This is a genomic window from Stenotrophomonas sp. SORGH_AS_0282 (assembly GCF_030818125.1).
Classification (GTDB): domain Bacteria; phylum Pseudomonadota; class Gammaproteobacteria; order Xanthomonadales; family Xanthomonadaceae; genus Stenotrophomonas; species Stenotrophomonas rhizophila_A.
Genome location: NZ_JAUTAB010000001.1, coordinates 2,251,989 through 2,275,119 on the forward strand (window position 1 = coordinate 2,251,989; position 23,131 = coordinate 2,275,119).

At 66.7% G+C, this 23,131-nt stretch carries 16 protein-coding genes; 3 read left to right on the forward strand and 13 right to left on the reverse strand.

The window, feature by feature from the left end; translation table 11 throughout:
* Window positions 1–26 precede the first annotated feature (26 nt).
* Complete coding sequence (locus tag QE395_RS10000) at window positions 27–1,703, forward strand: long-chain fatty acid--CoA ligase (protein ID WP_095363832.1); 1,677 nt, start codon at window positions 27–29, stop codon at window positions 1,701–1,703.
* A 312-nt stretch (window positions 1,704–2,015) separates the two neighbouring features.
* Window positions 2,016–2,885: a crotonase/enoyl-CoA hydratase family protein gene (locus QE395_RS10005; RefSeq protein WP_068851549.1), complete on the forward strand. Its 870-nt coding sequence runs from the start codon at window positions 2,016–2,018 to the stop codon at window positions 2,883–2,885.
* A 59-nt stretch (window positions 2,886–2,944) separates the two neighbouring features.
* Here the strand turns inward: QE395_RS10005 and QE395_RS10010 are convergent, their stop codons facing one another.
* From QE395_RS10010 to QE395_RS10035, 6 genes are all read right to left on the reverse strand, one after another.
* Window positions 2,945–5,158, reverse strand: coding sequence for an ATP-binding protein (locus QE395_RS10010; protein WP_306988841.1), 2,214 nt, complete (start codon window positions 5,156–5,158; stop codon window positions 2,945–2,947).
* A gap of 1 nt (window position 5,159) precedes the next feature.
* Window positions 5,160–6,299: a two-component system response regulator gene (locus tag QE395_RS10015; protein WP_068851546.1), complete on the reverse strand. Its 1,140-nt coding sequence runs from the start codon at window positions 6,297–6,299 to the stop codon at window positions 5,160–5,162.
* A 200-nt stretch (window positions 6,300–6,499) separates the two neighbouring features.
* Window positions 6,500–8,017 (reverse strand): lysine--tRNA ligase, encoded by a 1,518-nt coding sequence (gene lysS, locus QE395_RS10020; RefSeq protein WP_306988844.1) that lies wholly within the window; start codon window positions 8,015–8,017, stop codon window positions 6,500–6,502.
* A gap of 94 nt (window positions 8,018–8,111) precedes the next feature.
* Window positions 8,112–9,237, reverse strand: a protein-coding gene (prfB, locus tag QE395_RS10025; RefSeq protein ID WP_099047393.1) for a peptide chain release factor 2 whose coding sequence is annotated in 2 segments (ribosomal slippage) — window positions 8,112–9,161 and window positions 9,163–9,237 — 1,125 coding nt in all. Because the reading frame shifts where the segments join, the coding sequence is not laid out codon by codon here.
* A 55-nt stretch (window positions 9,238–9,292) separates the two neighbouring features.
* The gene (locus QE395_RS10030) at window positions 9,293–10,204 is read right to left on the reverse strand and encodes a LytTR family DNA-binding domain-containing protein (RefSeq protein ID WP_306988846.1); all 912 of its coding nucleotides are present in this window, start codon (window positions 10,202–10,204) and stop codon (window positions 9,293–9,295) included.
* Between the two features lie 45 nt (window positions 10,205–10,249).
* The gene (locus QE395_RS10035; RefSeq protein ID WP_306988848.1) at window positions 10,250–13,171 is read right to left on the reverse strand and encodes a VIT domain-containing protein; all 2,922 of its coding nucleotides are present in this window, start codon (window positions 13,169–13,171) and stop codon (window positions 10,250–10,252) included.
* A 124-nt stretch (window positions 13,172–13,295) separates the two neighbouring features.
* Between QE395_RS10035 and QE395_RS10040 the strand changes: the two genes are divergently transcribed.
* Window positions 13,296–14,345, forward strand: coding sequence for a DUF1176 domain-containing protein (locus QE395_RS10040; RefSeq protein ID WP_306988850.1), 1,050 nt, complete (start codon window positions 13,296–13,298; stop codon window positions 14,343–14,345).
* 13 nt (window positions 14,346–14,358) lie between these two features.
* Here QE395_RS10040 and QE395_RS10045 read toward each other — a convergent pair whose 3' ends face one another.
* The 7 genes from QE395_RS10045 to carA form a co-directional block, all read right to left on the reverse strand.
* Window positions 14,359–14,664, reverse strand: a complete 306-nt coding sequence (locus QE395_RS10045) for a hypothetical protein (RefSeq protein ID WP_306988852.1) — start codon at window positions 14,662–14,664, stop codon at window positions 14,359–14,361.
* Complete coding sequence (locus QE395_RS10050) at window positions 14,664–15,212, reverse strand: hypothetical protein (protein WP_306988854.1); 549 nt, start codon at window positions 15,210–15,212, stop codon at window positions 14,664–14,666. Before QE395_RS10050 ends, QE395_RS10045 begins: the two co-directional genes overlap by 1 nt.
* A gap of 87 nt (window positions 15,213–15,299) precedes the next feature.
* Window positions 15,300–16,988 (reverse strand): single-stranded-DNA-specific exonuclease RecJ, encoded by a 1,689-nt coding sequence (recJ, locus tag QE395_RS10055; RefSeq protein ID WP_306990468.1) that lies wholly within the window; start codon window positions 16,986–16,988, stop codon window positions 15,300–15,302.
* A gap of 96 nt (window positions 16,989–17,084) precedes the next feature.
* Window positions 17,085–18,002: a phosphoglycerate mutase gene (locus tag QE395_RS10060; protein WP_306988856.1), complete on the reverse strand. Its 918-nt coding sequence runs from the start codon at window positions 18,000–18,002 to the stop codon at window positions 17,085–17,087.
* A gap of 7 nt (window positions 18,003–18,009) precedes the next feature.
* Window positions 18,010–18,486 carry a transcription elongation factor GreA gene (gene greA, locus QE395_RS10065; RefSeq protein ID WP_068851523.1) on the reverse strand — a complete coding sequence of 159 codons (477 nt, stop codon included), beginning with the start codon at window positions 18,484–18,486 and terminating at the stop codon, window positions 18,010–18,012.
* On the reverse strand, window positions 18,483–21,725 hold the full coding sequence (gene carB / locus QE395_RS10070) for a carbamoyl-phosphate synthase large subunit (RefSeq protein WP_249834215.1): 3,243 nt from the start codon (window positions 21,723–21,725) through the stop codon (window positions 18,483–18,485). Before carB ends, greA begins: the two co-directional genes overlap by 4 nt.
* A gap of 68 nt (window positions 21,726–21,793) precedes the next feature.
* Entirely contained in the window at window positions 21,794–22,924 is a 1,131-nt protein-coding gene (carA, locus tag QE395_RS10075; RefSeq protein WP_249834214.1) for a glutamine-hydrolyzing carbamoyl-phosphate synthase small subunit, read from the reverse strand.
* Window positions 22,925–23,131 lie beyond the last annotated feature (207 nt).

Below are 23,131 nucleotides of genomic sequence, written 5' to 3' on the forward strand. Positions count from 1 at the left end.
CATCAACGTTTCCTGGAGGGGGAATAATGAGTCTGGAACGTCCCTGGCTGCAGAGCTATCCCAACGGCGTACCCGCCGAAATCGACGTCAACGAGTTCCATTCGGTGTCGGCCGTGTTCGATGCGTCGGTGGCCAAGTTCCGCGACCGTCCCGCCTACTCCAGCTTCGGCAAGGTCCTCACCTACGGTGAAACCGACGCCCTGGTCGAGCAGTTCGCCGCCTACCTGCTGGGCGAGCTGAAGCTCAAGAAGGGCGACCGCGTCGCCCTGATGATGCCCAACTGCCTGCAGTACCCGGTGGCCACCTTCGGCGTGCTGCGCGCCGGCCTTACCGTGGTCAACGTCAACCCGCTGTACACCGCCCGCGAGCTCAAGCACCAGCTGGTCGATTCCGGCGCCGCCGTCCTGGTGGTGGTGGACAACTTCGGCGACACCGTGCAGCAGGTCATCGCCGATACGCCGATCAAGCAGGTCATCACCACCGGCCTGGGCGACATGCTCGGCCTGAAGGGCGTGGTGGTGAACTTCGTGCTGAAGTACATCAAGAAGATGGTGCCCAACTACACCCTGCGCGGCGCGATCCGCTTCAACCAGGCGCTGAAGCTGGGCAGCGGCCACACCCTGCCGAAGGTGGAGCTGGACCACGACGACGTGGCCTTCCTGCAGTACACCGGCGGCACCACCGGCGTGGCCAAGGGCGCCATGCTGACCAACCGCAACCTGGTGGCCAACATGCAGCAGGCCTCGGCGTGGATCTCCGCGTCGGGCATCGAAATGGGCAAGGAGTGGATCATCACCGCCCTGCCGCTGTACCACATCTTCGCGTTGACGGCGAACGGGCTGGTCTTCATGAAGTTCGGTGGCTGCAACCACCTGATCACCAACCCGCGCGACATGAAGGGCTTCGTCAAGGAGCTCAAGGCCACCCGCTTCACCGCCATCACCGGCGTCAACACGCTGTTCAACGGCCTGCTCAACACCCCCGGCTTCGACGAGGTGGATTTCTCCTCGCTGAAGGTCACCCTGGGTGGCGGCATGGCGGTGCAGCGTGCCGTGGCCGAGCGCTGGAAGAAGGTCACCGGGGTGACCCTGGTCGAGGCCTACGGCCTGACCGAGACCTCGCCGGCGGCCTGCATCAACCCGCTGAACCTGGCCGAGTACAACGGCGCGATCGGCCTGCCGATCCCGTCCACCGACGCCTGCGTGAAGGACGACAACGGCGTCACCCTCGCCCCGGGCGACGTCGGCGAGCTGTGCATCCGTGGCCCGCAGGTGATGAAGGGTTACTGGCAGCGGCCGGAAGAAACCGCCAAGGCGATCGACGCCGACGGCTGGCTGCACACCGGCGACATGGCGCGCATGGACGAGCACGGTTTCTTCTACATCGTGGACCGCAAGAAGGACATGATCCTGGTGTCCGGCTTCAACGTGTACCCGAACGAAGTCGAAGACGTCATCGCGATGATGCCCGGCGTGCTCGAAGTAGCTGCAGTCGGCGTGCCGGATGAAAAGTCCGGCGAGATCGTCAAGGTGGTCATCGTCAAGAAGGATCCGAACCTGACCGCCGAAATGGTCAAGGAACACGCCCGCGCCAACCTGACCGGCTACAAGCACCCGCGCATCGTCGAGTTCCGCAAGGAACTGCCGAAGACCAACGTCGGCAAGATCCTGCGCCGCGAACTGCGCGACGCCCCTGCCGCGTAAGCAGAAGCTACCAGCGAGAAATCGAACGCCCGCACGGCATCGCCCTGCGGGCGTTTTCTTTTTCTGAGATTCGTCCAATTCCTATGTCCGCCGATTAACTTGGACCCCACGGGTGCAGCGCGATGTGAATCGCCGGATACCCTTGCGGCACAAGGCTGAACGAGATTCTGGCCGTCGTTTCGGGCCCCTATGCGCATTATCTACGGCGTTTGCATTCCGGCCCGGGTTGGCGGTGTAGGATCGCGGCGTGTGGACCCGTCCGGCCTGCCGCCCACCGTCCTCCCTGCAGGCCAACCCGCCGAGGTAATCCCCATGCAATCCATCGAAAAGCTCCCGTATTCCCACGGCTATGCGACCATCCGCACCGAATCGACCCCCGACAACGCCGCCCACTGGCTCTTCATGCACGCCGATGCCGCCACAGGCATCCGTCCCTGCTGCCGCAAGGACATGCTGGACGAGATGTGGAGCGTGATGAGCCAGATCACCCTGTCTCCGGCTGAGCGCAACAGCGGCAAACTGCGCCACTTCGTGCTCGCCTCCGACGCCACCGCCTACAACCTGGGCGGCGACCTGGCCCTGTTCGCCCAGCTGATCCGCGAAGGCAACCGCGACCGCCTGCTGGCCTACGCCCAGCGTTGCGTTGAAGGTGTGCATCACCTGCACACCGGCTTCGGCGGTGACGTGCGTTCCATCGCCGTGATCCAGGGCGATGCACTGGGCGGCGGCCTGGAAATGGCGCTGGCCTGCCACACCATCATCGCCGAAGAAGGCTGCGGCATGGGCCTGCCCGAGGTACTGTTCGGGCTGTTCCCGGGCATGGGCGCGTACTCGTTCCTGTGCCGCCGCGTGGCCCCGCAGCTGGCCGAGAAGATCATCCTCGAAGGCCGCGTCTACTCGTCCGAAGAGATGTACGCCATGGGCGTGGTCGACGTGCTGGTGCCCAAGGGACAGGGCATCAAGGCCGCCGAAGACCTGATCCGCCAGCAGCAGCGCACCCCGCGCACCTACTTGGCGATGAACGCTGCACGCAACCTGGCCCAGGCGGTGGGCTATGACGAACTGCTGGAAATCACCAAGATCTGGGTGGATTCGGCACTGGCCCTGGAAGACAAGTCGCTGCGCACCATGGATCGGTTGATCAAGGCGCAGACCCGCCGTGCCCAGTCCGATGCCGCGTAACTGCGCCATCGCAAGCAGGGGGTTCCAGTAAAAAAGCCCGGTTGGAGCCGGGCTTTTTTTCAACGCATGTCGATGCCACCGTCGTCCGTGGACGAGGCACCCGGACGCCTGCGCTCTTCCAGCGCCTGCTTGCCTTCCTTCACCGCCGTGCGGATCAGCTTCATCCGCTCGCGCCATTCGCTCTTGAGCTGCCAGTCGGCCATGTGCATCACCTCGCCGGCACGGTAAGCCACCCGCACCAGGCCCAGGTTGCTGGCCACGCCCTTGATGGCGTGCGCCTGCTCGCGCAGGTGTACCCAGTCACCACGTTCGCCCGCTTCCATCGCCACGCCCACGCACTGCGTGGCGTCGGCCAGGCACTGGCGGATGAACTCCTGCTCGAAGCCCTCGCCCATGCCCAGCGCGGCCAGTTCATCGAGCACGCCGGTATCGAGCACGCCCACGGCCACCGGCGTGGACGGCACCACGGCGGTGCGGGCTTTCAGGCCATCGTTGGCGGCGATCTCGGCCAGGGTGTCCAGCAGCTTCACCGGCACCACCGGCTTGCCGAAGAAGGTGTGCGCGCCGGCCTGGGTGCACTGCTGGATCGACTCGGGGGTTACGTCGGCGCTGAGTACCAGCACCGGCGTGCGCGGGGCGCCACCGGCCTGCAGCACGCGCAGCTCCTTGAGCATGTCCAGCCCGCTCATGCCCGGCATGTGCAGGTCGACGATGGCGACGTCGTAATCGCTTTCGGCCATCGCATCGAGCACCGCTTCGCCGCCGTTGACGCACACCACCTTGTGCCCGGCCTTCTGCAGCAGCCGCTGCAGCACCAGCCGGTTGGCCTGGTGGTCGTCGGCCACCAGCACCTTCATGCTGCGCACGCGAGCGCGGTGGCGCAGGAACGGGTCGGCGAAAGCGATTACATTGTCCTGCGCGCTCTGCAGGCCATTGCCGAGCACGGCCGGGGTGAACTCGCCGGCTACCACCGGTGGCAATGCGAACGGCAGTTCGAACCAGAAGCAGCTGCCCTGCGGCGGGTTCTCGGCATAGCCGATCTGTCCCCCCATGGCTTCGACCAGCCCACGCGAGATCGACGTACCCAGCCCGCTGCCTTCGTGGCGGCGGCCCAGGCTGACATCGGCCTGCTCGAAGGCCTGGAACAGGCGCGAACGCATTTCCGGGCCCACGCCAATGCCGGTGTCGAGGATGTCGAAGCGCAACCTGACCTGGCCGTGGCCCTCCTCGCCCACCTGCGACACCCGGATCTCGATCCTGCCGTGCTCGGTGAACTTCACCGCATTGCCGGCCAGGTTGAGCAGGATCTGGCGCAGGTGACCGAGGTCGCCGCGCAGCAGGCGCGGCACGCCTGCGGCGACCTTGACCTGGTAATCCAGGTGCTTCAAACGCGCCTGCGGCATCAGGATCAGGCCGATCGACTGCACCACGTCGTCCAGCGAGAAGTCCTCGGCCACCACCCGCAGCTTGCCCGCTTCGATGGCCGAGATGTCCAGCACCTCTTCCACCAGCGCCAGCAGGCTGCGCGAGGACGCCTGGATGGTATTGACGCACTCACGCTGCTCTTCATCCAGCGTCGTGGTCGCCAGCACCTCGGTCATGCCTGACAGGCCATTGAGCGGCGTGCGGAACTCGTGGCTCATGTTGGCCAGGAAACGGCTCTTGGCCTCGCTGGCGCGGCGCGCTTCGTCCATCGCATGGGTCAACTGGCGCAGCAGGCTGGCGAAGTACAGCGGCACCGCCGCCAGGCCCAGCCACAGGCCGAAGCCCAGCCGCGCATTGGCCTGCCAGTAGCCGGTGGCGAGCACGGTCACCCCGAAACTGACCAGCGCCATGCCCACGGCGGCGTACAGGTACTTGTTGCCGTAGCGCATGCCGTTGCCCACCGTGACCCACATCACCACGATGTAGACCCACGACAGCGGCTCGCCCATCTGCACCATGCCGGCAGCAATCAGCCCGTAATCGGCCAGCATGCCGGCCACCCGGCGCGGGTCCGAACGACCGGGGCGCGCCAGCAGCCACGAAAACAGCAGCACCGACAGGGTCAGCCCGGTCAGCACGATGCCCAGCACCACCTGGTACTGGTGGTGCGGCAGGTCGTTGCGCACCCCCGGCATCAGCACGTAGCCCAGGATCAGCACGATCAGGACGATGCGTACGATCGCCTGGCCATGCTCGCTGTCAGGGCGGTTGCCCAGCTGGTGCCTGAGCAGCGCCAGGCCAGGGAGCGCGCCAAGCCGCTGCTTCAACATCTGGAACAGACCTGCCATGTCACATCCCCGGGCGGGAGGACGCAACGGAATGCTGCGCGCAGATGTCGTCCAGCTGCACGCGGCCGCGCAGCAGTGCGTCCACGCAGCGCGGGTCGAACAGGCGCCCGCGTTGTGCGTACAGATAGGCCAGGGTGGCTTCCATCGTCCATGCTTCCTTGTATGGGCGCGGCGAGATCAGGGCATCGAAGACATCGGCAACGGCCACGATCCGCGCTTCCAGCGGGATGGCTTCACCGACCAGACCGTCGGGATACCCGCTGCCGTCGTAACGTTCGTGGTGGCGCAGCGCGATCAACGCGCCGACCTGGATGAAACGGTTCTGGCTGCCACTGAGCAGCTCGTAACCGATACGCGGGTGCCGGCGCATGATGGCCAGCTCCTCGTCGTTGAGTTTGCCCTGCTTGAGCAGCACGGCATCGGGAATGGCGATCTTGCCCATGTCGTGCAGCGGCGCGGCCATCTCGATCAGTTTGACTTCTTCTTCCGGCAGCCCGAGCTGCTCTGCGATCAGCCCGGCCACGTGCGCCATGCGCTCGAGGTAGGCACTGGTGCCGGCATCGCGGAACTCGATCGCGCGGGCCAGCCGCGACAGCGTCTCGCGCTCGCGTTCCTCGACCTCGTGCATGCTGGCCAGCAGCCGCTGTTCCAGCGACAGCGCGCGTTGCTTCACGTTTTCCGACTGCTGCCGCAGCTGCAGCAGGTTGTAGCAGCGCGCGCGCAGTTCGCGCGGGCGGATCGGCTTGACCAGGAAATCGATGACCCCTGCTTCCAGCGCGGCCTGCCGGATCGGCTCATCGCCGACCACGGTGATCAGGATCACCGGAATGTCGCGGTGCTTGGGCAGGCGGCGGAAACGCCGGGCGAATTCCAGCCCGTCCATTTCCGGCATGCGATAGTCGAGCAGCAGCAGGTCCACCCCGTGCGATTCGCACCAGGCAAGCGCCGTCAGCGGGTCGCCGAAATCATGCACGCTCAATTCCGGCGCGATGTCCTCGATGACATGCCGCAGCATCGTGCGCGCGGACGTCTGATCGTCAACGATGACAATATTCAAGGCTGTTTCCGTCGTCTTCCTGGACCACACTGGCACATGCTGCGGTAAGGATACTCCGCCGCTCTGCATACCGGCACCTTGCATGGAACCACCTCCGGTCACGATTCCCCAGTTCATGATCGTGGTCACAGTGTGATGCGCGTGTCACGCATGCCCCGTCCCACCTCATGCTCCATGGCCGGCGCGGATTGCGCCATCTAGGGCCACGGGGAAACCATACGCGTCCGGCCACCGCAGCGGAAGCCCGCCGGGACGGCCCCTGCGGGGCCATCCGGACCTACGTCTCAGTTTTCGGGACGCATGTAGGGGAACAGCAGTACGTCGCGGATCGAGCTGCTGCCGGTCAGCAGCATCACCAGGCGGTCGATGCCGATGCCCAGGCCGCCGGTCGGGGCCATACCGTACTCCAGCGCACGGATGTAATCGGCGTCGTAATGCATGGCCTCGTCATCGCCACCTTCCTTGGCCGTGACCTGGGCCTGGAAGCGGGCCGCCTGGTCTTCCGGGTCGTTCAGCTCGGAGAAGCCGTTGGCCAGCTCCTTGCCGTTGATGAACAGCTCGAAGCGGTCGGTGTAGCCGGGCTGGTCGTCGTTGGCGCGGGCCAGCGGCGAGACCTCGACCGGGTGGTCGGTGATGAAGGTCGGCTGCACCAGGGTGTGCTCGACGGTGGCTTCGAAGATCTCCAGCAGCAGCTTGCCCCAGCCGTAGGACGGCTTGACCCGGATCTTCAGGCGCTCGCAATGGCGCAGCAGCGCCTCGCGGTCGGTGCAGTCGGCCAGGCTGATTTCCGGGTTGTGGTGGCGCACCGCCTCGTCCATCCGCCAGCGGCGGAACGCCGGGGCCAGGTCGATGGTGGCGCCGTCCCATTCCACCGTGGTGGTGCCGAGCACCTTGCTGGCCACGTCACGGATCACGCCTTCGGTCAGGTCCATCACTTCGTTGTACGTGGCGTAGGCCTCGTACAGCTCCATCATGGTGAATTCCGGGTTGTGCCGGGTGCTGACGCCTTCGTTGCGGAAGTTGCGGTTGATCTCGTACACGCGCTCCAGGCCGCCCACGACCAGGCGCTTGAGGTACAGCTCCGGCGCCACGCGCAGGTACAGGTCCAGGTCCAGCGCGTTGTGGTGGGTGGTGAACGGCTTGGCCGTGGCGCCGCCGGGGATGTAATGCATCATCGGCGTTTCGACTTCCAGGAAGTCGCGGTTGTCCAGCCACGCGCGCATGGCGCGGATGATCCGCGAGCGCTTGATGAACACCTCGCGCGACTCCGGGGTCACGATCAGGTCCACGTAGCGCTGGCGGTAGCGCTGCTCGACGTCGGCCAGGCCATGCCACTTGTCCGGCAACGGGCGCAGCGACTTGGTCAGCAGGCGGATGCTGGTGGCCTTGACCGACAGTTCACCGGTCTTGGTCCGGGTCAGCCCGCCTTCCACGGCAATGATGTCGCCCACGTCCCAGCCCTTGAAGGCGGTATAGGCATCGCCCAGCGTGCTGCCCTGCAGGAACAGCTGGATGCGGCCGGATTCGTCCTGGATCTGGGCGAAGCTGGCCTTGCCCATCACCCGCTTGGCCATCAGCCGGCCGGCCATCTTCACCGTGCGGTCGGTGGCTTCCAGCGCTTCGGCGGTCCACTGCTCGGCATCGGCGAACTCGCCCTGCAGGGTGCCGGCGAAATCCTCACGGCGGAAATCGTTCGGGTAGGCGATGCCCTGCCCGCGCAGCGCGGTCAGTTTCGCGCGGCGCTCGGCGATGAGGCTGTTCTCGTCGACGGGGGTCTGCGGCGGGGGGATCTGATCGTTCATGGCGTGGGTCTATGTCTGGGGGGATATGGACGGGAAATACGAAACCCGGGGTGCCGGGATGGAGCGGATCGGGCCGCACGTGGCGGCCCGACCGTCAGGCGTCGAGGCGTTTGGAACCGACTTCCAGGCCCGACTTCAGGCTGGCTTCGACGAATTCGTCGAGGTCGCCATCGAGCACCTTCTGCGTGTCCGAACGTTCGATGCCGGTGCGCAGGTCCTTGATGCGGCTCTGGTCCAGCACGTAGTTGCGGATCTGGCTGCCCCAGCCGATGTCCGACTTGGTCGCTTCCACGGCATCGCGTTCGGCGTTGCGCTTCTGGATTTCCAGCTCGTACAGCTTGGCGGCCAGCATCTTCATCGCGTTGTCGCGGTTCTGGTGCTGGCTGCGGCCGGTCTGGCAGGCCACGACCGTATTGGTCGGGATGTGCGTGATGCGCACCGCCGATTCGGTCTTGTTGACGTGCTGGCCACCGGCGCCGGACGAACGGTACACGTCGGTACGCAGGTCGGCCGGGTTGATGTCGATTTCAATGTTGTTGTCGACTTCCGGCGACACGAACACCGAGGTGAAGCTGGTGTGGCGGCGGTTGTCCGAATCGAACGGCGACTTGCGCACCAGGCGGTGCACACCGGTTTCGGTCTTCAGCCAGCCATAGGCGTAGTCGCCTTCCACGCGCAGCGTGGCCGACTTGATGCCGGCAACATCGCCACCGGACACTTCCATCAGTTCGGTCTTCCAACCGCGCGATTCGCACCAGCGCAGGTACATGCGCAGCAGGATTTCGGCCCAGTCCTGGGCTTCGGTACCACCGGCACCGGCCTGGATGTCGACGAACGCCGGGGCGTTGTCCATCTTGCCGGAGAACATGCGCTGGAATTCCAGCTGTTCCACGTGCTTCTGGTACTTGTCCAGGTCGGCGACCACGGCCAGCGCGGTGTCTTCGTCCTGTTCGCTTTCAGCCAGTTCCAGCAGTTCGCCGGATTCGGTCAGGCCATCAAGGATGGTGGCGATGCCGCCCACGGTCTTTTCCAGGCTGGAACGCTCGCGGCCCAGGGTCTGGGCATATTCGGCGTTGTTCCAGATATCGGGGTTTTCCAGTTCCCGGGTTACTTCTTCCAGACGCTCTTTCTTGGCGTCGTAGTCAAAGATACCCCCTGAGCGAGAGCACGCGATCGGTGAGATCGGTGATTCGCTGGCGCACGGGATTGAGCTCGATCATATCGGCGGTAATGAAGGCTTGGGACAAGACCGGAATTGTAGCCCAGAGCGCTTGTTCATGTTGCTGTCGGCGTCGCTGCAGGCTCGGCCGGCGCGGGCCCCTGCCCCAGCGCGGCGCGCAGCACCGGCAGCTGGCGGCGGCTGCACGGCAGCGTGCTGCCATCTTTCAGGTGGGCCCGGGCCTCCCCGCTGTCCAGCGGCTCGATGGAGACCAGGAAGCCCAGGTTGAGCACGTAGCTGCGGTGGATGCGCACGAACCGGGCCGGGTCCAGCTGCGCCTCCAGCGCCGCCATCGTGCTGCGCAGCGGGTACTCATGGCCGCGCACGTGCAGGTTCATATAGTTGCCGGCGGCCTGGGCGTACTCGATGTCGGCGGTGGCCACCAGAAAATCCCGGCCCAGCTTGCGCACCAGGAAACGCTCGGGGCGCTCGACCGGCTCTTCCGGCGGGGCATCGTCGGGCGCGGCCAGCAGGTGCGCCTCGCCCTGCCGGCGGCGGCCGAACCAACTGAAGAAGTGCTCCAGCGCCACGAAGCTGAAGAACGCGCGCACGTCCTTGAGATACTCATACAGGAGCCGGGTCGGCCAGGCCGAGCCGTCGACGTAGTGCTCGCCCACGCTGGCATAGGCCAGGTGGCGCAGCAGCATCATCCCGGCCACGTGCAGCAGCGACCAACCCATGCTGGCCAGCAGGTACAGCGGCAGCCGCCGCTTCCAGGTATCGGCATGCAGCGGCCAGCGCTGGCAGCCCCACCACAGCAGCGGCAGGGTCAGCAGGATCATGCCGGCGCTGCTCAACTCCCAGGTCATCGGCTCCCACAGCGCCAGCACTTCGCCCCGGCGCTGGGCGTCCATCACCTCGACCACGGCATTGGCCACGCCGCTGCCGAGCAGGATGGCGGCCCAGACCAGCAGGCGGCTGGTGGGTCGCCAGCGCGGGGAACTTCGGTGGGGCACGTTCGGGTCCATGCATCGGGCGCCGGGGAATCAGCGCCCGATTCTACGGGCTGCGGCTCAGCGCACGTCGAACTCGCCCACCAGCACGGTGTCGGCACTGTCCTTCAGGCGCAGGGTCACCTGCTGGTCCTGTTGGCGGCGGCTGCCCCAGTGCGTGCTCAGGCGCAGGGTCAGCGTGGTGGCCCCGGTAACCAGCTGCTCGCGGCTGCCGAAGTAGTTTGCCTCCACCTTGTAGCGGCCGGGCTTGGCCTGGCGCAGCGAGAACTGTTCCGGACCGTAGCCGCCGGTGAAGTCGCGCGACATCTGTCCACCCTGGAAGGTCAGCCGATTGCCGTAGTAGGCGCGCTCGCCGTTGGGGTCGGTCACCCACAGGTCCATGTCGCTGTTGTCGCTGTCCCAGCTCAGCACCACGCGCAGGTCCAGCGGCATCGGCCGGCGCAGGCGCGGGTCCACTGCGCGTGCATCCACCCCGCTGCGCGCCACCAGCGTGGTCAGCTCGTCCAGCGCGATCAGCGAGATGCCGTCGAAGCGCTCGTCCCATGGCCGCACCACCACCTCGTTGAACGCGGCCAGCGCCGCCTGCGGCTGGTTGTCCGCTTCCAGCGCAAGGGCCAGGTCCCGGAAGCTCTGCGGCTCTTCCTCGCCCAGCGCCAGCACGTCACGGAACACCGGTACCGCCAGTGCCGGTGCCTTGGCCTGCATCAACCGGTAGCCCAGCACGCGCAACACGTGGCGGTTCTCCAGCTGCATCTCGGCCAGGTTGGACAGCACCCGCAGCGCCAGGTCGCGCTGGCCGTGGGCGAACAGCATGTCGGCCACGTCCAGATAGAAGGCACTGCTATCGGCGTGCTGTTCGCGTTCCTGCAGGTACAGCGCGTACACCGCCTCCGGGCGTGCCGCGCGCAGCCGGCGTGCGTAGGCCGAGTCCGGTTCCCAGGCGGCGACCGTGATGCGCAGGCCGCCCTGGTTTGCCCGGTCATCGGCATCGCCTTCCACCGCCATCTCGGCTGCGGCATCGGCCTGCGTGCGCCGGGCGGCTGTGAGCACCACGCGATCCAGCGTAGTGGACGCGGCCTCCGCCCGCTCGCGCTGCGCGCTTTCGGCCGCCACCATCATGGCCGGCGCGGGCGGTGCCGGCGCGGCAGCCGGCATCGGCGCCATCAACTGCTTGCTCGACGCCGCTGCCGGAGGTGCGCCTTTCGGCCAGGCGCGGTTCCACCAGTGCTCGCGTTCGGCGAACTGCCGGGCCAGCGTGTCCAGGCGCGTGCGGCGGGCGCTGGCCTCGTCATCCAGCTTCACCGCGTGCAGCCGGTCGTAGTCCCGCTGCAACGGCGCCGCCGGCCGGATGCCGTAGCGCAGGTAGTCGTCCAGCGTTTCCAGCACCAGCAGCGAGGTATCGGCGCCCACCAGCCCGAAGCGCTGCGACAGTGCCTGGATGGCGGCACGATTGCCTGCCGGGTCTGCGGCCAGCTCGCGACGACGCGCGTCTGCCCAGGCATGGGCGACCAGTGCGCCGCCGGTATCGCGCGCCTGCGCCAACGGTATCGTCAGCGCCTGGCGGCCACCGCCTGCAGCCGGCACCTGCAGCCGCAGCACGCCGTTCGCGTGCTGCATCCGGGCCAGCACGCGCACCCAGCCCTGGCCAGCGCGTTCGGCATCCACGATCAGGTTGTTCAGCCCGTCGCCTTCGGCCTGCACGTTGCCCGGGTTGTCCCGCAGCAGGCGCGCTGCCATCGATTCCACATCATGGCTGCCGTTCAACACCAGCAGCTGGCCCTGCCCTGCACGCGCCCACGCACGCAGCCGGTCGCTGTCGGTGCGTGCACCGGCGCCACTGAGCGCATACAGGCGCTGGTTCGTACGCAATGCGGGGCGCTCGCGCTTGCCGTAGTTGGCCAGCCCGTCGCTGACCAGCAGGTACTCGTCGATATCGGGCTGCGCGGTCCAGTCGCCCAGCGCACTGGCACCGTCGTAGGGCAAGGCCTCCAGGTGCCGGCGCAGCGCGCTCCAGTCGCCGTTGCGGATCGCGAAACGACGGGCCGGCTCGGCGCGATCGCGCAGCACGGTCAGCTGTACCTCGCCATTGCCGATGGCGGCGAAGTAGCGCTCAAGCACGGCCAGTTCCGCGGCAGTGTCGCGATGGCGGGCCGAGCCGGACGCATCCCACAGCAATCCGACGCGATGCGGCAAGGTGCGTTGGCGGGTCTGCACCGGCACAGGCACCTGCACCATCACATAGTGGTCGCCATCGAAGTCACCCCGCACCGCATCCAGCCCGCGCGGCAGCGGCAGGGTCCAGCCCAGCTGATCCGGCAACTGCTTGCCGCTGCCCTGCCACTGGGCGCGCCAAGCGCCGTCGCGCAGCGCCAGGGCCAGCGTCGGCGGTCCGTGCGTCACCGGTACGCCGGTGGCGACCGCGTCCAGCTGCAGCTGTACCGCGCTGGCCTGGCCCACGAACTGCAGCGGCAGGGTCCAGCGCAGGCCCTCCCTGCCCACCGGCAGGGCCTCACGCACGGTCAGCGCGACCCGGCGCGCGCCCAGCGCTGGAATGGGGTAAATGCGCAGGCGGAACTGGTTGCCGGAGGTCTGCTCCAGCAGGCCCGGGTCAACCCGGCGCCGCTCGATTGCCTCGAACACCTGCCGTCCCTGCGCCTTGGGCACGGGCACCGCATCGCGCAGCACGCCGTCGATATCCAGCGCGAACGCGGTCACCTGCTGGCCCTCGGCCAACGGGAATTCCAGCGCCCCCTCCAACACGCGCCGGTTCGGGTTGCGGAACACCAGTTCGATACGGGTCTCGGCCAGACCGGCCGCCACATGGCTGTCGATGCGCGCCTGCTCCAGCTGCACCGGCTGTTCCGCACCGGCCACCTTCAGCAACGGCTCGACCACGCGCTGCGCTGCCGCCGTCGGCACGCCCGCTCCCCCGCCCACCCACAGCAACAACCCCAAGCCGATACCGCGCAGCACGCTGTCCATGTGACGCTCCTGATCCGATGACGAAGGGTTGAACGCACCAGCACCGGAAACGGGGTTGGACAGCACGCCCCCTGCTGGTCCACGATCCTTCCCCCATGGAATGTTGTCGAAGAAGGATGTCCGCATGCGCCTGTCCCTGATCCCCCTGCTTATTGCCGGCCTGCTCCCGGTCGCACACGCCGCACCGGCCGGCGCGATCACGCCCGGCGTGGCATTCAGCCATGAGGACTGGACCTTGGCCTGCGACAACACCCGCACCTGCCGGGCTGCCGGATACCAGAACGAGGACGCCGGCGGCGATCCGGTCTCCGTGCTGCTCACCCGGCGCGGCGGGCCGGACCAGCCGATCGGGGCCGAGCTGATGCTGGGCGACTACGAGGAAAGCGACCTGCCGGGCACTGTCACCCTGCGCATCAACGGCACCGCGCTGGGCACTGTGGCGGACAACACCCGCTTCTCTGCGGCGCAGGTGACGGCACTGCTCAAGGCCCTGGTGAAGGACAGCAGCATCGAGCTGATCGGCGACAACGGCCGCCAATGGACCCTCTCCGACCGTGGCGCATCGGCGGTGCTGCTGAAGATGGACGAATTCCAGGGTCGGCTCGGCACGCCGGGCGCGATCCTGCGCAAAGGCAGCCGGGCCGAAGCCAGCGTGCCCGCCTCACTGCCGGTACCGGTGGTGACCCTGCCCCGGCGCGTGGCCACGCGCCCGGCCGACGAAGCCCTGGCGAACGCCCCGGCGCTTCGTGCCGCACTGGCCGCCGCGACCTCGCAGGACGACTGCGAATCACTGCACCCCACCGAGGGCACCTATGCGGACGAAGGCCCCCAGGCAATCGCGGTCAAGCGCCTGGACAACCGCCGGCTGCTGGTGTCCATGACCTGCTGGCGCGGTGCCTACAACGCGGGCAGCGGCTACTGGGTGGTCAACGACTACGCACCTTACCAACCCGCTTACATCACCAACCTGGGCGTGGACGACGACGTGCTGACCATCTCGGCCTCGCACAAGGGCCGCGGCCTGGGCGACTGCTGGTCCAGCGCCAGCTGGGCGTGGAACGGCACCACATACGTCAAGACATCAGACAGCACCACCGGCCTGTGCCGCCTGGTCGCCGCAGGCGGTGCCTGGGACCTGCCCACGCTGGTAACCGAGGTGAAGGAGGCTCCCTGAGCCGCCCGCAGGGTCAGAACGGGAACACGGTCGAGGTTGCCTGCGCGGCATTGAACAGGCGCTGCAGCAGCAGGTAATCGCCCTCGGCACTGTCGTTGGTGACAAAGCGATGGGCCTGCTGATCCATGCCGCCTCGATAGAAGACCATGAACTGGTTGGCTTCCAGATTCCGGTTGAAGTCGTGCCGAACCGTCATGCTGAACTCCGGTGTGCCCACCGAGACATCGTCACCCTCCGCATCGAACAGCCACGCCAGTTCGCCAGCCTCCGTCTTCAGGAGGACCTTTTCCAGGAACGTCAATAGACCGGTCGGCAGCATCATTCTTCAACTCCTCTTCGTTCCAGCGTCTCCACGCTTGACTTGATCCTGACCAGATAATCGCTGAGCGTGTGGCGGGCCTCCCGGCTCATCGTCGCGCTTGTCGTGTTATGGATTGCCTTCAGGATGATCATTTCCGCATCGTTCAACAGGGGCGTGAGCGAAGGGCGCTGGGTGAGGTCCTTCGCGTAACGCGCATCCAGCCGCGCCAGGAAGCGGCGCGCCATCTGCAGCGCCCTCAAGGCCGCACTATAGTCTTTTCGCTGAACTTTCGAGCTCACGTCATCTATCAAAGAGATGACTTCGATAGCTAGAACCTTTGCTTGCTGGTGTGCGGCACGCGCAAAGGCCTTCCTTACTGCCTTTCCAGCGGTTCCGGCATGCACGATCTCCCCGATGGCAACAACCAGCGCCACCAATGTCGCGCCTCCGCACCAGTAATTGAAGACGTTGATGCTGTCGGAATTGCCCCACTCCCCCTTCAGATGGACGAGCGATGCGCAGACCAACAGCGTGGCAACCAGGTAGGTCCAGCGAACATGCGACATGTCTTTCGCCACTCCCCAAGCCAACATGGCGGGCAATGGCGTGACACTACGTGTCTCGATCCGGCGCCACAGTAGGCGCAGTCCCAATCACGCGTCGGCGCAGTGCTCGATGATCAGCTGGATCGCACCGCCGCCGCGGTAGTCGTCGCTGACCAGGCGATAGGCGATGTGCACGTTGTTGGCCGGCGCGTTGCCGCGCCAGCCACTGAAGTGGATGGCGTTGATCGGCTCGGCGCGGCCGGGCACGCGCAGGCTGAGCTTGAGATGCTTTTCCTTCAGCACCTGCCAGCGCGCCACCTGGAAGTGGCCATCGAACAGCGGCTCCGGGAAGCCCTGCCCCCACGGGCCGGCCAGGCGCAACGCTTCGGCGTGCTGGAAATCCAGCTCGGCCGGGGCAAGTTCGCCATCGCTCATCAGCAACTGCTGCAACGCAGCCGGATCCATGCTGGCTTCGACCACGGCGACGAAGGCGTGCTGGAACTCCTGCAGCCGTGCGTGCGGAAGGCTCAGGCCGGCCGCCATCGCGTGGCCGCCGAACTTGTCGATCAGTCCAGGGTGGCCCGCGTTGACCAGCGCCAGCGCGTCACGGATGTGGAAACCGGCAATCGACCGCGCCGACCCCCGCAGCGAATCACTGCCGGGTTCGGCGGGCGCAAACGCAATCACGGGCCGGTGCAGGCGATCCTTCATCTTCGATGCCACCAGGCCCACCACGCCCGGGTGCCATTCGGCATCGAACAGGCAGGCCGCAATCGGGCGCTCGCCTTCGGCGGTCAGCACCGCGCGGGAGACCGCGAGCTCGGCATCATCGGTCATCAGCTGCTGCACGGCACGCCGCTCGGCGTTGATCTGCTCCAGCGTCTGCGCGATCTCGCGGGCCTGGCTGCGGTCTTCGGTGAGCAGCAGTTCGATGCCCAGCGCCATGTCTTCCAGCCGGCCGGCCGCGTTCAGGCGTGGGCCAAGGGCGAAGCCGATATCCGTGGCACTCAGCCGCGCCGCATCGCGGCCACTGGCCTCGATCAGCGCCTGCAGGCCGACACAGCCGTGGCCGGCCCGCAGCCGGCGCAGACCCGCCGACACCAGCGCCCGGTTGTTCGCATCCAGGGCGACCAGATCGGCCACGGTGCCAACCGCGACCAGGTCCAGCAGGGTCAGCAGGTCCGGCTCGGCACCCGTGGCAAACGCCCCCTGCACGCGCAGGTGCCGACGCAGGGCCATCAACACATAGAAGATCACGCCGACACCGGCCAGCGCCTTGCTCGGGAACGCATCACCGTTGATGTTGGGATCGACGATCGCATCGGCCGGCGGAAGCTGTTCGCCCGGCAGGTGGTGGTCGGTGACCAGCACCTTCCAACCGAGCGCCTTGGCCGCGGTCACGCCGGCATGGCAGGCAATTCCATGGTCGACGGTGACCAGCAGACCGGGCTGCAGCGGCGCCAGCTCGGCTACCAGCGACGGCGACAGGCCGTAACCGTGCAGCATGCGGTTGGGTACCGCATGCACGACGTCGCGTGCGCCGAGCATGCGCAGGCCGCGCACGCCGACCGCGCAGGCGGTGGCGCCATCACAATCGAAATCGCCTACGACAAGGATGCGCTCATCGGCCGCAATCGCCGCGGCCAGCAGGTCCACGGCGGCCTGCATGCTGCCCATCAGTTCCGGTGCGTGCAGCTGGGCCAGCTTCGGCTGCGCCTGTGCCGCATCGGTAACCCCGCGCGCCGCGTACAGGCGCTGCAGCAGCGGCAGCATGTCGCCCGGCCAGTCGCCGGGCATGGCAACAGGACGGCGTTGGATCTGGAGGGAATCAGCAGAGGTCAAGGCGGGCTCGATGAACAGCGCGAACGCCGATGGCCACCATGATACCCGGCATCAATCGTGCAGCTGTACCGCCTTCTTCCAGAACCGCCAGCGCTGGGCCTTGTCCAGTTCGAACCGGGCGCCATCCTCGAAATCCAGCACCAGCCGACGCAGTTCGCCGCGCTGCAATGCCGACAACAGCGGTCGGATCGCATCGTTGCCCAGCTGTTCCAGCGAACGCAGCTGGCGTAGGTCTACCAGCGCATCCACCTGCTGGTCGCCATCGGCCTGCACGCCGGCCGCCTTGGCCAAGGCCTGCAGCAGCGCGTCGCGGCTGCGGACCTGCGCGTGGGCGGTACGCACCGCCCCGGGCAGCTCACCGCCACCCCAGAACCACAGCGAATTGACCGCCCGCTTGCCGGCTGCCAGGCGCTGCACGTTCCACGGGTGCTGGTGCAGCACCACCTGGGCTTCAGTCAACAACGCCCGCCAGCGACGCCCGGCGTCGCCTTCGGGCAGGTGCGCGAACAGATCATCGCCCAGCACGTCATCGGGCGCGGCGAACGCCGGAAGCGTGGTGCCTGGCGGCAAGCGCAGGTACCAGCGCGACGGCGTCGGCGCATCCAGGGTAAATCCATATCCGGCAAACAGCGGCTGCAGCGCCGGCAGCAACGCCGCCACGTCATCGGCCTCAAGCCGCAGCGTGTCGCCGTGTCCCATCATCCGCGCGCCGTGCATGTCCGGCACCACGTTGGCCGGGTCCGCACGCAGCCACACGCCGTCGTGGGCATCGCCCACATCCAGCTGCCGGGTCAGTGCCGCCACCGGCCAATCGGCCGGCTGCAGCTGGAAATGCCGCTGCAGCTGGGCCCGCTCGCCGGCATCGACCCGGCTGCGCTCGGCACGGCCGAGCGCCTTGGCCACGTCATCAGGCAACGCCGCCGCCGGGAAGCGGCTGCGCGCCGGCAGCAACAGGGTTGCCGTGGCCATGGTCAGGTCAGTCCAGGTACTCGACGCTGACGATTTCGTACTCGCGTTGCCCGGCCGGGGCGTCGATCACGATGCTGTCGCCCTCGTTCTTGCCGATCATGGCACGCGCCACCGGCGAGGAGATCGCGATCAGGCCGAGTTTGATGTCGGCCTCCAAGTCGCCCACGATCTGGTAGCGCTTCTCTTCATCGCTTTCCACATCGGCCAGCTTGACGGTAGCGCCGAACACGACCTTGCTGCCGGCATTGAGCTTGGTGATGTCGATGATCTCGGCATGCGAAAGCTCGCCTTCCAGCTGCTTGATGCGGCCTTCGATGAAGCCCTGCTCTTCGCGCGCGGCGTGGTACTCGGCGTTCTCCTTGAGATCGCCGTGCTCACGTGCCTCGGCAATGGCCGCGATGACCTTGGGGCGCTTGACCGACTTCAGCTGGTCAAGCTCTTCGCGCAGACGCTGCGCGCCCTTCAGGGTAATCGGTGCTCTCATGCGTTCAACTCCTTGTGCAGCTCCTGCAGCGACCAGACCGGGCCGGTACCGCGGAATTCCAGTGATTGCACCAGCGCCTTGGCGCCGGCAATGGTGGTCGAATAGGTGACGCGGTGCTGCAGCGCCTCGCGACGGATCGAGAACGAGTCGTTGATCGCCGCACGCCCTTCGGTCGTGTTGACGATATACACGATCTCGCCGTTCTTGATCGAATCGACGATGTGCGGGCGGCCTTCAACGACCTTGTTGACGATCTCGCACTGCATGCCGTGCTCCTGCAGCCACGCCGCGGTGCCGCGTGTGGCGACCAGGCTGTAACCGCGCTCAAGCAGTGCCTGTGCGACCGGCAGCACGCGCTTCTTGTCCGGGTCGCGGACCGACACGAAGGCCTTGCCCAGCGGCGGGGCCTTGATGCCGCCGGCCTCCTGCGCACGTGCGAAGGCGGCGCTGAAGCTGCGGCCCACGCCCATCACCTCACCGGTGGAACGCATTTCCGGCCCGAGGATCGGATCGACGCCCTGGAACTTGGCGAACGGGAAGATCGCTTCCTTGACCGAGTAGTAGTCCGGCACGATTTCCTTGGTCGCGCCCTGCTCGGCCAGGGTCTTGCCGGCCATGCAGCGCGCGGCGATCTTGGCCAGCGGCATGCCGGTGGCCTTGGACACGAACGGCACGGTGCGCGAGGCACGCGGGTTCACTTCCAGCAGGTACACGATGTCCTCGCCGTTGTCGCCGGCCTGGATCGCGAACTGGGTGTTCATCAGGCCGACCACGTTCAGGGCCTTGGCCAGCTCCACCACCTGGCGGCGCAGCTCGGCCTGGGTCTCGGCCGACAGCGAGTACGGCGGCAGCGAGCAGGACGAATCGCCCGAATGCACGCCGGCTTCTTCGATGTGCTCCATCACGCCGCCGATCAGCACGTTGCCGTCCTTGTCGGCAATGATGTCCACGTCCACTTCCACGGCGTTGTCCAGGAAGCGGTCCAGCAGCACCGGCGAATCGTTGGAAACCTTGACCGCATCGCGCACGTAACGCGCCAGGTCGGACTCACCGTAGACGATTTCCATCGCACGGCCGCCCAGCACGTAGCTCGGGCGCACCACCAGCGGGTAGCCGATCTCGCGGGCCAGCAGCAGGGCTTCCTGGTCGTTGCGGGCGATGCGGTTCGGCGGCTGCTTCAGGCCCAGCTTGTCCACCAGCTGCTGGAAGCGTTCGCGGTCTTCGGCCAGGTCGATGGAATCGGGCGAGGTGCCGATCACCGGCACGCCATTGGCTTCCAGCGCGCGCGCCAGCTTCAGCGGGGTCTGGCCGCCGTACTGCACGATCACGCCCTTGGGCTGTTCCAGCTCGACGATTTCCAGCACGTCTTCCAGCGTCAGCGGCTCGAAGTACAGGCGGTCGGAGGTGTCATAGTCGGTCGAGACGGTTTCCGGGTTGCAGTTGACCATGATGGTTTCGTAACCGTCATCGCGCAGAGCCAGTGCCGCGTGCACGCAGCAGTAGTCGAACTCGATGCCCTGGCCGATGCGGTTCGGACCGCCGCCCAGGATCATGATCTTGTCGCGGTTGCTCGGCGCCGCTTCGCACTCGTCCTCGTAGGTCGAATACAGGTAGGCGGTGCTGGTGGAAAACTCGGCGGCGCAGGAATCCACGCGCTTGTACACCGGGCGCACCTTGAGCGCACGGCGCAGTGCGCGCACGCCCGCTTCATTGGTGCCGGTCAGCTCGGCCAGGCGCGCATCGGAGAAACCGGCGCGCTTGAGCTTGCGCAGGCGGGCGGCATCGAGCGCGTCCAGGCCATCGGCAGCCAGCTGGGTTTCGGCCTGGATGATCTCTTCGATCTGGTCCAGGAACCACGGGTCGATGTGCGACAGCGCGAACACGTCTTCCACGCTGAAGCCGGCGCGGAATGCATCACCCACGAAGAACAGGCGCTCGGGGCCCGGGGCCTTGAGTTCACGCTTCAGGGTGGTGATGTCGTCTTCGTTGGCCAGGTCCAGGCCGGTCGGGTCGAGGCCGATCTTGCCGGTTTCCAGGCCACGCAGGGCCTTCTGCAGCGATTCCTGGAAGGTGCGGCCCATCGCCATCACCTCGCCCACCGACTTCATCTGGGTGGTCAGGCGGGCATCGGCAGCCGGGAACTTCTCGAAGGCGAAGCGCGGGATCTTGGTGACGACGTAATCGATCGACGGTTCGAACGAGGCCGGGGTCAGGCCGCCGGTGATTTCGTTCTTCAATTCGTCCAGGGTGTAACCGACCGCCAGCTTGGCGGCGACCTTGGCGATCGGGAAGCCGGTGGCCTTGGAGGCCAGCGCCGACGAACGCGACACGCGCGGGTTCATTTCGATGACAACGACGCGGCCGGTGGTCGGGCTGATGCCGAACTGCACGTTCGAACCGCCGGTATCCACGCCGATCTTGCGCAGCACGGCGATGGAGGCATCGCGCAGGCGCTGGTACTCCTTGTCGGTGAGGGTCTGGGCCGGGGCGACGGTGATCGAGTCACCGGTGTGCACGCCCATCGGGTCCAGGTTTTCGATGGAGCAGACGATGATGCAGTTGTCGGCGGTGTCGCGCACCACCTCCATCTCGAATTCCTTCCAGCCCAGCACCGATTCTTCCACCAGCACTTCGGTGGTCGGCGACAGTTCCAGGCCGCGGGTCACGATATCGACCAGCTCTTCGCGGTTGTAGGCGATGCCGCCACCGCTGCCGCCCAGGGTGAAGCTGGGGCGGATGATGGTCGGGTAGCCGACGCGGGTCTGGATGTCGATGGCTTCTTCAAGCGTGTGGGCCACGGCCGCGCTCGGGCACTCCAGGCCGATCTCGCCCATGGCCACGCGGAACAGCTCGCGGTCTTCGGCCATGCGGATCGCTTCGCGCTTGGCGCCGATCAGTTCGACGTTGTACTTCTCCAGCACGCCGTTGTCGGCCAGGTCCAGCGCGCAGTTCAGCGCGGTCTGCCCACCCATGGTCGGCAGCAGTGCGTCGGGCCTTTCCTTGGCGATGATCTTTTCGACCGTCTGCCAGTTGATCGGCTCGATGTAGACGGCGTCGGCCATCTCCGGGTCGGTCATGATGGTGGCCGGATTGCTGTTGACCAGCACCACGCGGTACCCCTCGTCACGCAGGGCCTTGCAGGCCTGGGCGCCGGAGTAATCGAACTCACAGGCCTGGCCGATGACGATCGGGCCGGCACCGATGATGAGGATGGTCTTTAGGTCAGTGCGCTTGGGCATTGTCTTCTCTAAGTCAGTACAGCGTGTCAGGGGTCGCAGCGCCGCGCCGAAGGCAGCGGCGTCTCGAATCAGGCCTTGGCCTGCGCCATCAGGGTGATGAAGCGGTCGAACAGCGGGCTGACGTCGTGTGGGCCCGGCGAGGCTTCGGGGTGGCCCTGGAAGGAGAACGCCGGCACGTCGGTGCGGGCGATGCCCTGGTTGGTGCCGTCGAACAGCGAGCGGTGGGTCACGCGCAGGGTGGCCGGCAGCGTGGATTCATCCACCGCGAAGCCGTGGTTCTGCGAGGTGATCATCACGCGGCCGTCGTCCAGGTCCTGCACCGGGTGGTTGGCACCGTGGTGGCCGTGGCCCATCTTGACGGTCTTGGCGCCGGAGGCCAGCGCCAGCAGCTGGTGGCCCAGGCAGATGCCGAACACCGGCACCTTCCTGTCCAGGAACACCTTGATCGCTTCAATGGCGTAGTCGCACGGTTCCGGGTCGCCCGGGCCGTTGGACAGGAACACGCCATCGGGGTTCATCGCCAGCACTTCGGCGGCCGGGGTCTGGGCCGGCACCACGGTGATGTCGCAGCCGCGCTCGGCGAGCATGCGCAGGATGTTGAGCTTGGCGCCGAAATCATAGGCCACCACCTTGTACTGCGGGGCGGCGCTGACGAACGTGTTGGAATCCAGGTCGAGCTGGCCCTCGTTCCAGCTGTAGGCCTTGTCGGTGCTGGTCACCTTGGCCAGGTCCATGCCCTTCAGGCCGGGGAACTTGCGTGCCGCTTCCAGGGCGATGTCGACGTTGATGTCGTCACCGGCCATCAGCGCGCCGTTCTGCGCGCCGCGCTCGCGCAGGATGCGGGTGAGCTTGCGGGTGTCGATGCCGGAAATGGCGACCACGCCACGCTGCAGCAGCCAGTCCTGCAGTGAGACCTGGCTGCGCCAGTTGCTGGGACGGCGCGGCACGTCGCGCACGATCAGGCCCGCCGACCACACTTTGCGGGCTTCGTCGTCCTGGTCGGTAAGGCCGGTATTGCCGATATGCGGGTAGGTCAGCGTGACCATCTGCCGGGCGTAGGAGGGATCAGTCAGCACTTCCTGGTAACCGGTCATGGCGGTGTTGAACACCACCTCACCGACGGACAGGCCGGGCGCGCCTACGGATTCGCCCTCGAATACGGTGCCGTCTTCGAGGACGAGGATTGCGGCTTGGGTCACGGGAATCTCACTTTGGCTACCGAGGGGTCACCGAAGTCACGCCACGCTTCACGGAAAAGCGGTTGCAAAAAAGCGCGGACTGCGGTGCGGGACCGGTCCGGCTGTCGTGATTCGGCGAGCGGGAATTGTAAAGGCAACCCCCCTCCAACGCCAGCGTTTGCTTGCAATGGGCAGCGTACGGGAGCGTCCGGCCACCCTGGGGTTCAG

What these genes read in the sequence shown, in the direction of transcription:
- QE395_RS10040 (WP_306988850.1), top strand. Translation starts at nt 13,296, where the DNA reads ATGCGCCTGTCCCTGATCCCCCTGCTTATTGCCGGCCTGCTCCCGGTC.
- QE395_RS10050 (WP_306988854.1), bottom strand. Translation starts at nt 15,212, where the DNA reads ATGTCGCATGTTCGCTGGACCTACCTGGTTGCCACGCTGTTGGTCTGC.
- QE395_RS10015 (WP_068851546.1), bottom strand. Translation starts at nt 6,299, where the DNA reads ATGCAAGGTGCCGGTATGCAGAGCGGCGGAGTATCCTTACCGCAGCAT.
- QE395_RS10035 (WP_306988848.1), bottom strand. Translation starts at nt 13,171, where the DNA reads ATGGACAGCGTGCTGCGCGGTATCGGCTTGGGGTTGTTGCTGTGGGTG.
- QE395_RS10030 (WP_306988846.1), bottom strand. Translation starts at nt 10,204, where the DNA reads ATGGACCCGAACGTGCCCCACCGAAGTTCCCCGCGCTGGCGACCCACC.
- carB (WP_249834215.1), bottom strand. Translation starts at nt 21,725, where the DNA reads ATGCCCAAGCGCACTGACCTAAAGACCATCCTCATCATCGGTGCCGGC.
- QE395_RS10060 (WP_306988856.1), bottom strand. Translation starts at nt 18,002, where the DNA reads ATGGCCACGGCAACCCTGTTGCTGCCGGCGCGCAGCCGCTTCCCGGCG.
- QE395_RS10045 (WP_306988852.1), bottom strand. Translation starts at nt 14,664, where the DNA reads ATGCTGCCGACCGGTCTATTGACGTTCCTGGAAAAGGTCCTCCTGAAG.
- lysS (WP_306988844.1), bottom strand. Translation starts at nt 8,017, where the DNA reads ATGAACGATCAGATCCCCCCGCCGCAGACCCCCGTCGACGAGAACAGC.
- greA (WP_068851523.1), bottom strand. Translation starts at nt 18,486, where the DNA reads ATGAGAGCACCGATTACCCTGAAGGGCGCGCAGCGTCTGCGCGAAGAG.
- QE395_RS10005 (WP_068851549.1), top strand. Translation starts at nt 2,016, where the DNA reads ATGCAATCCATCGAAAAGCTCCCGTATTCCCACGGCTATGCGACCATC.
- recJ (WP_306990468.1), bottom strand. Translation starts at nt 16,988, where the DNA reads ATGCCCGGCGACTGGCCGGGCGACATGCTGCCGCTGCTGCAGCGCCTG.
- QE395_RS10010 (WP_306988841.1), bottom strand. Translation starts at nt 5,158, where the DNA reads ATGGCAGGTCTGTTCCAGATGTTGAAGCAGCGGCTTGGCGCGCTCCCT.
- QE395_RS10000 (WP_095363832.1), top strand. Translation starts at nt 27, where the DNA reads ATGAGTCTGGAACGTCCCTGGCTGCAGAGCTATCCCAACGGCGTACCC.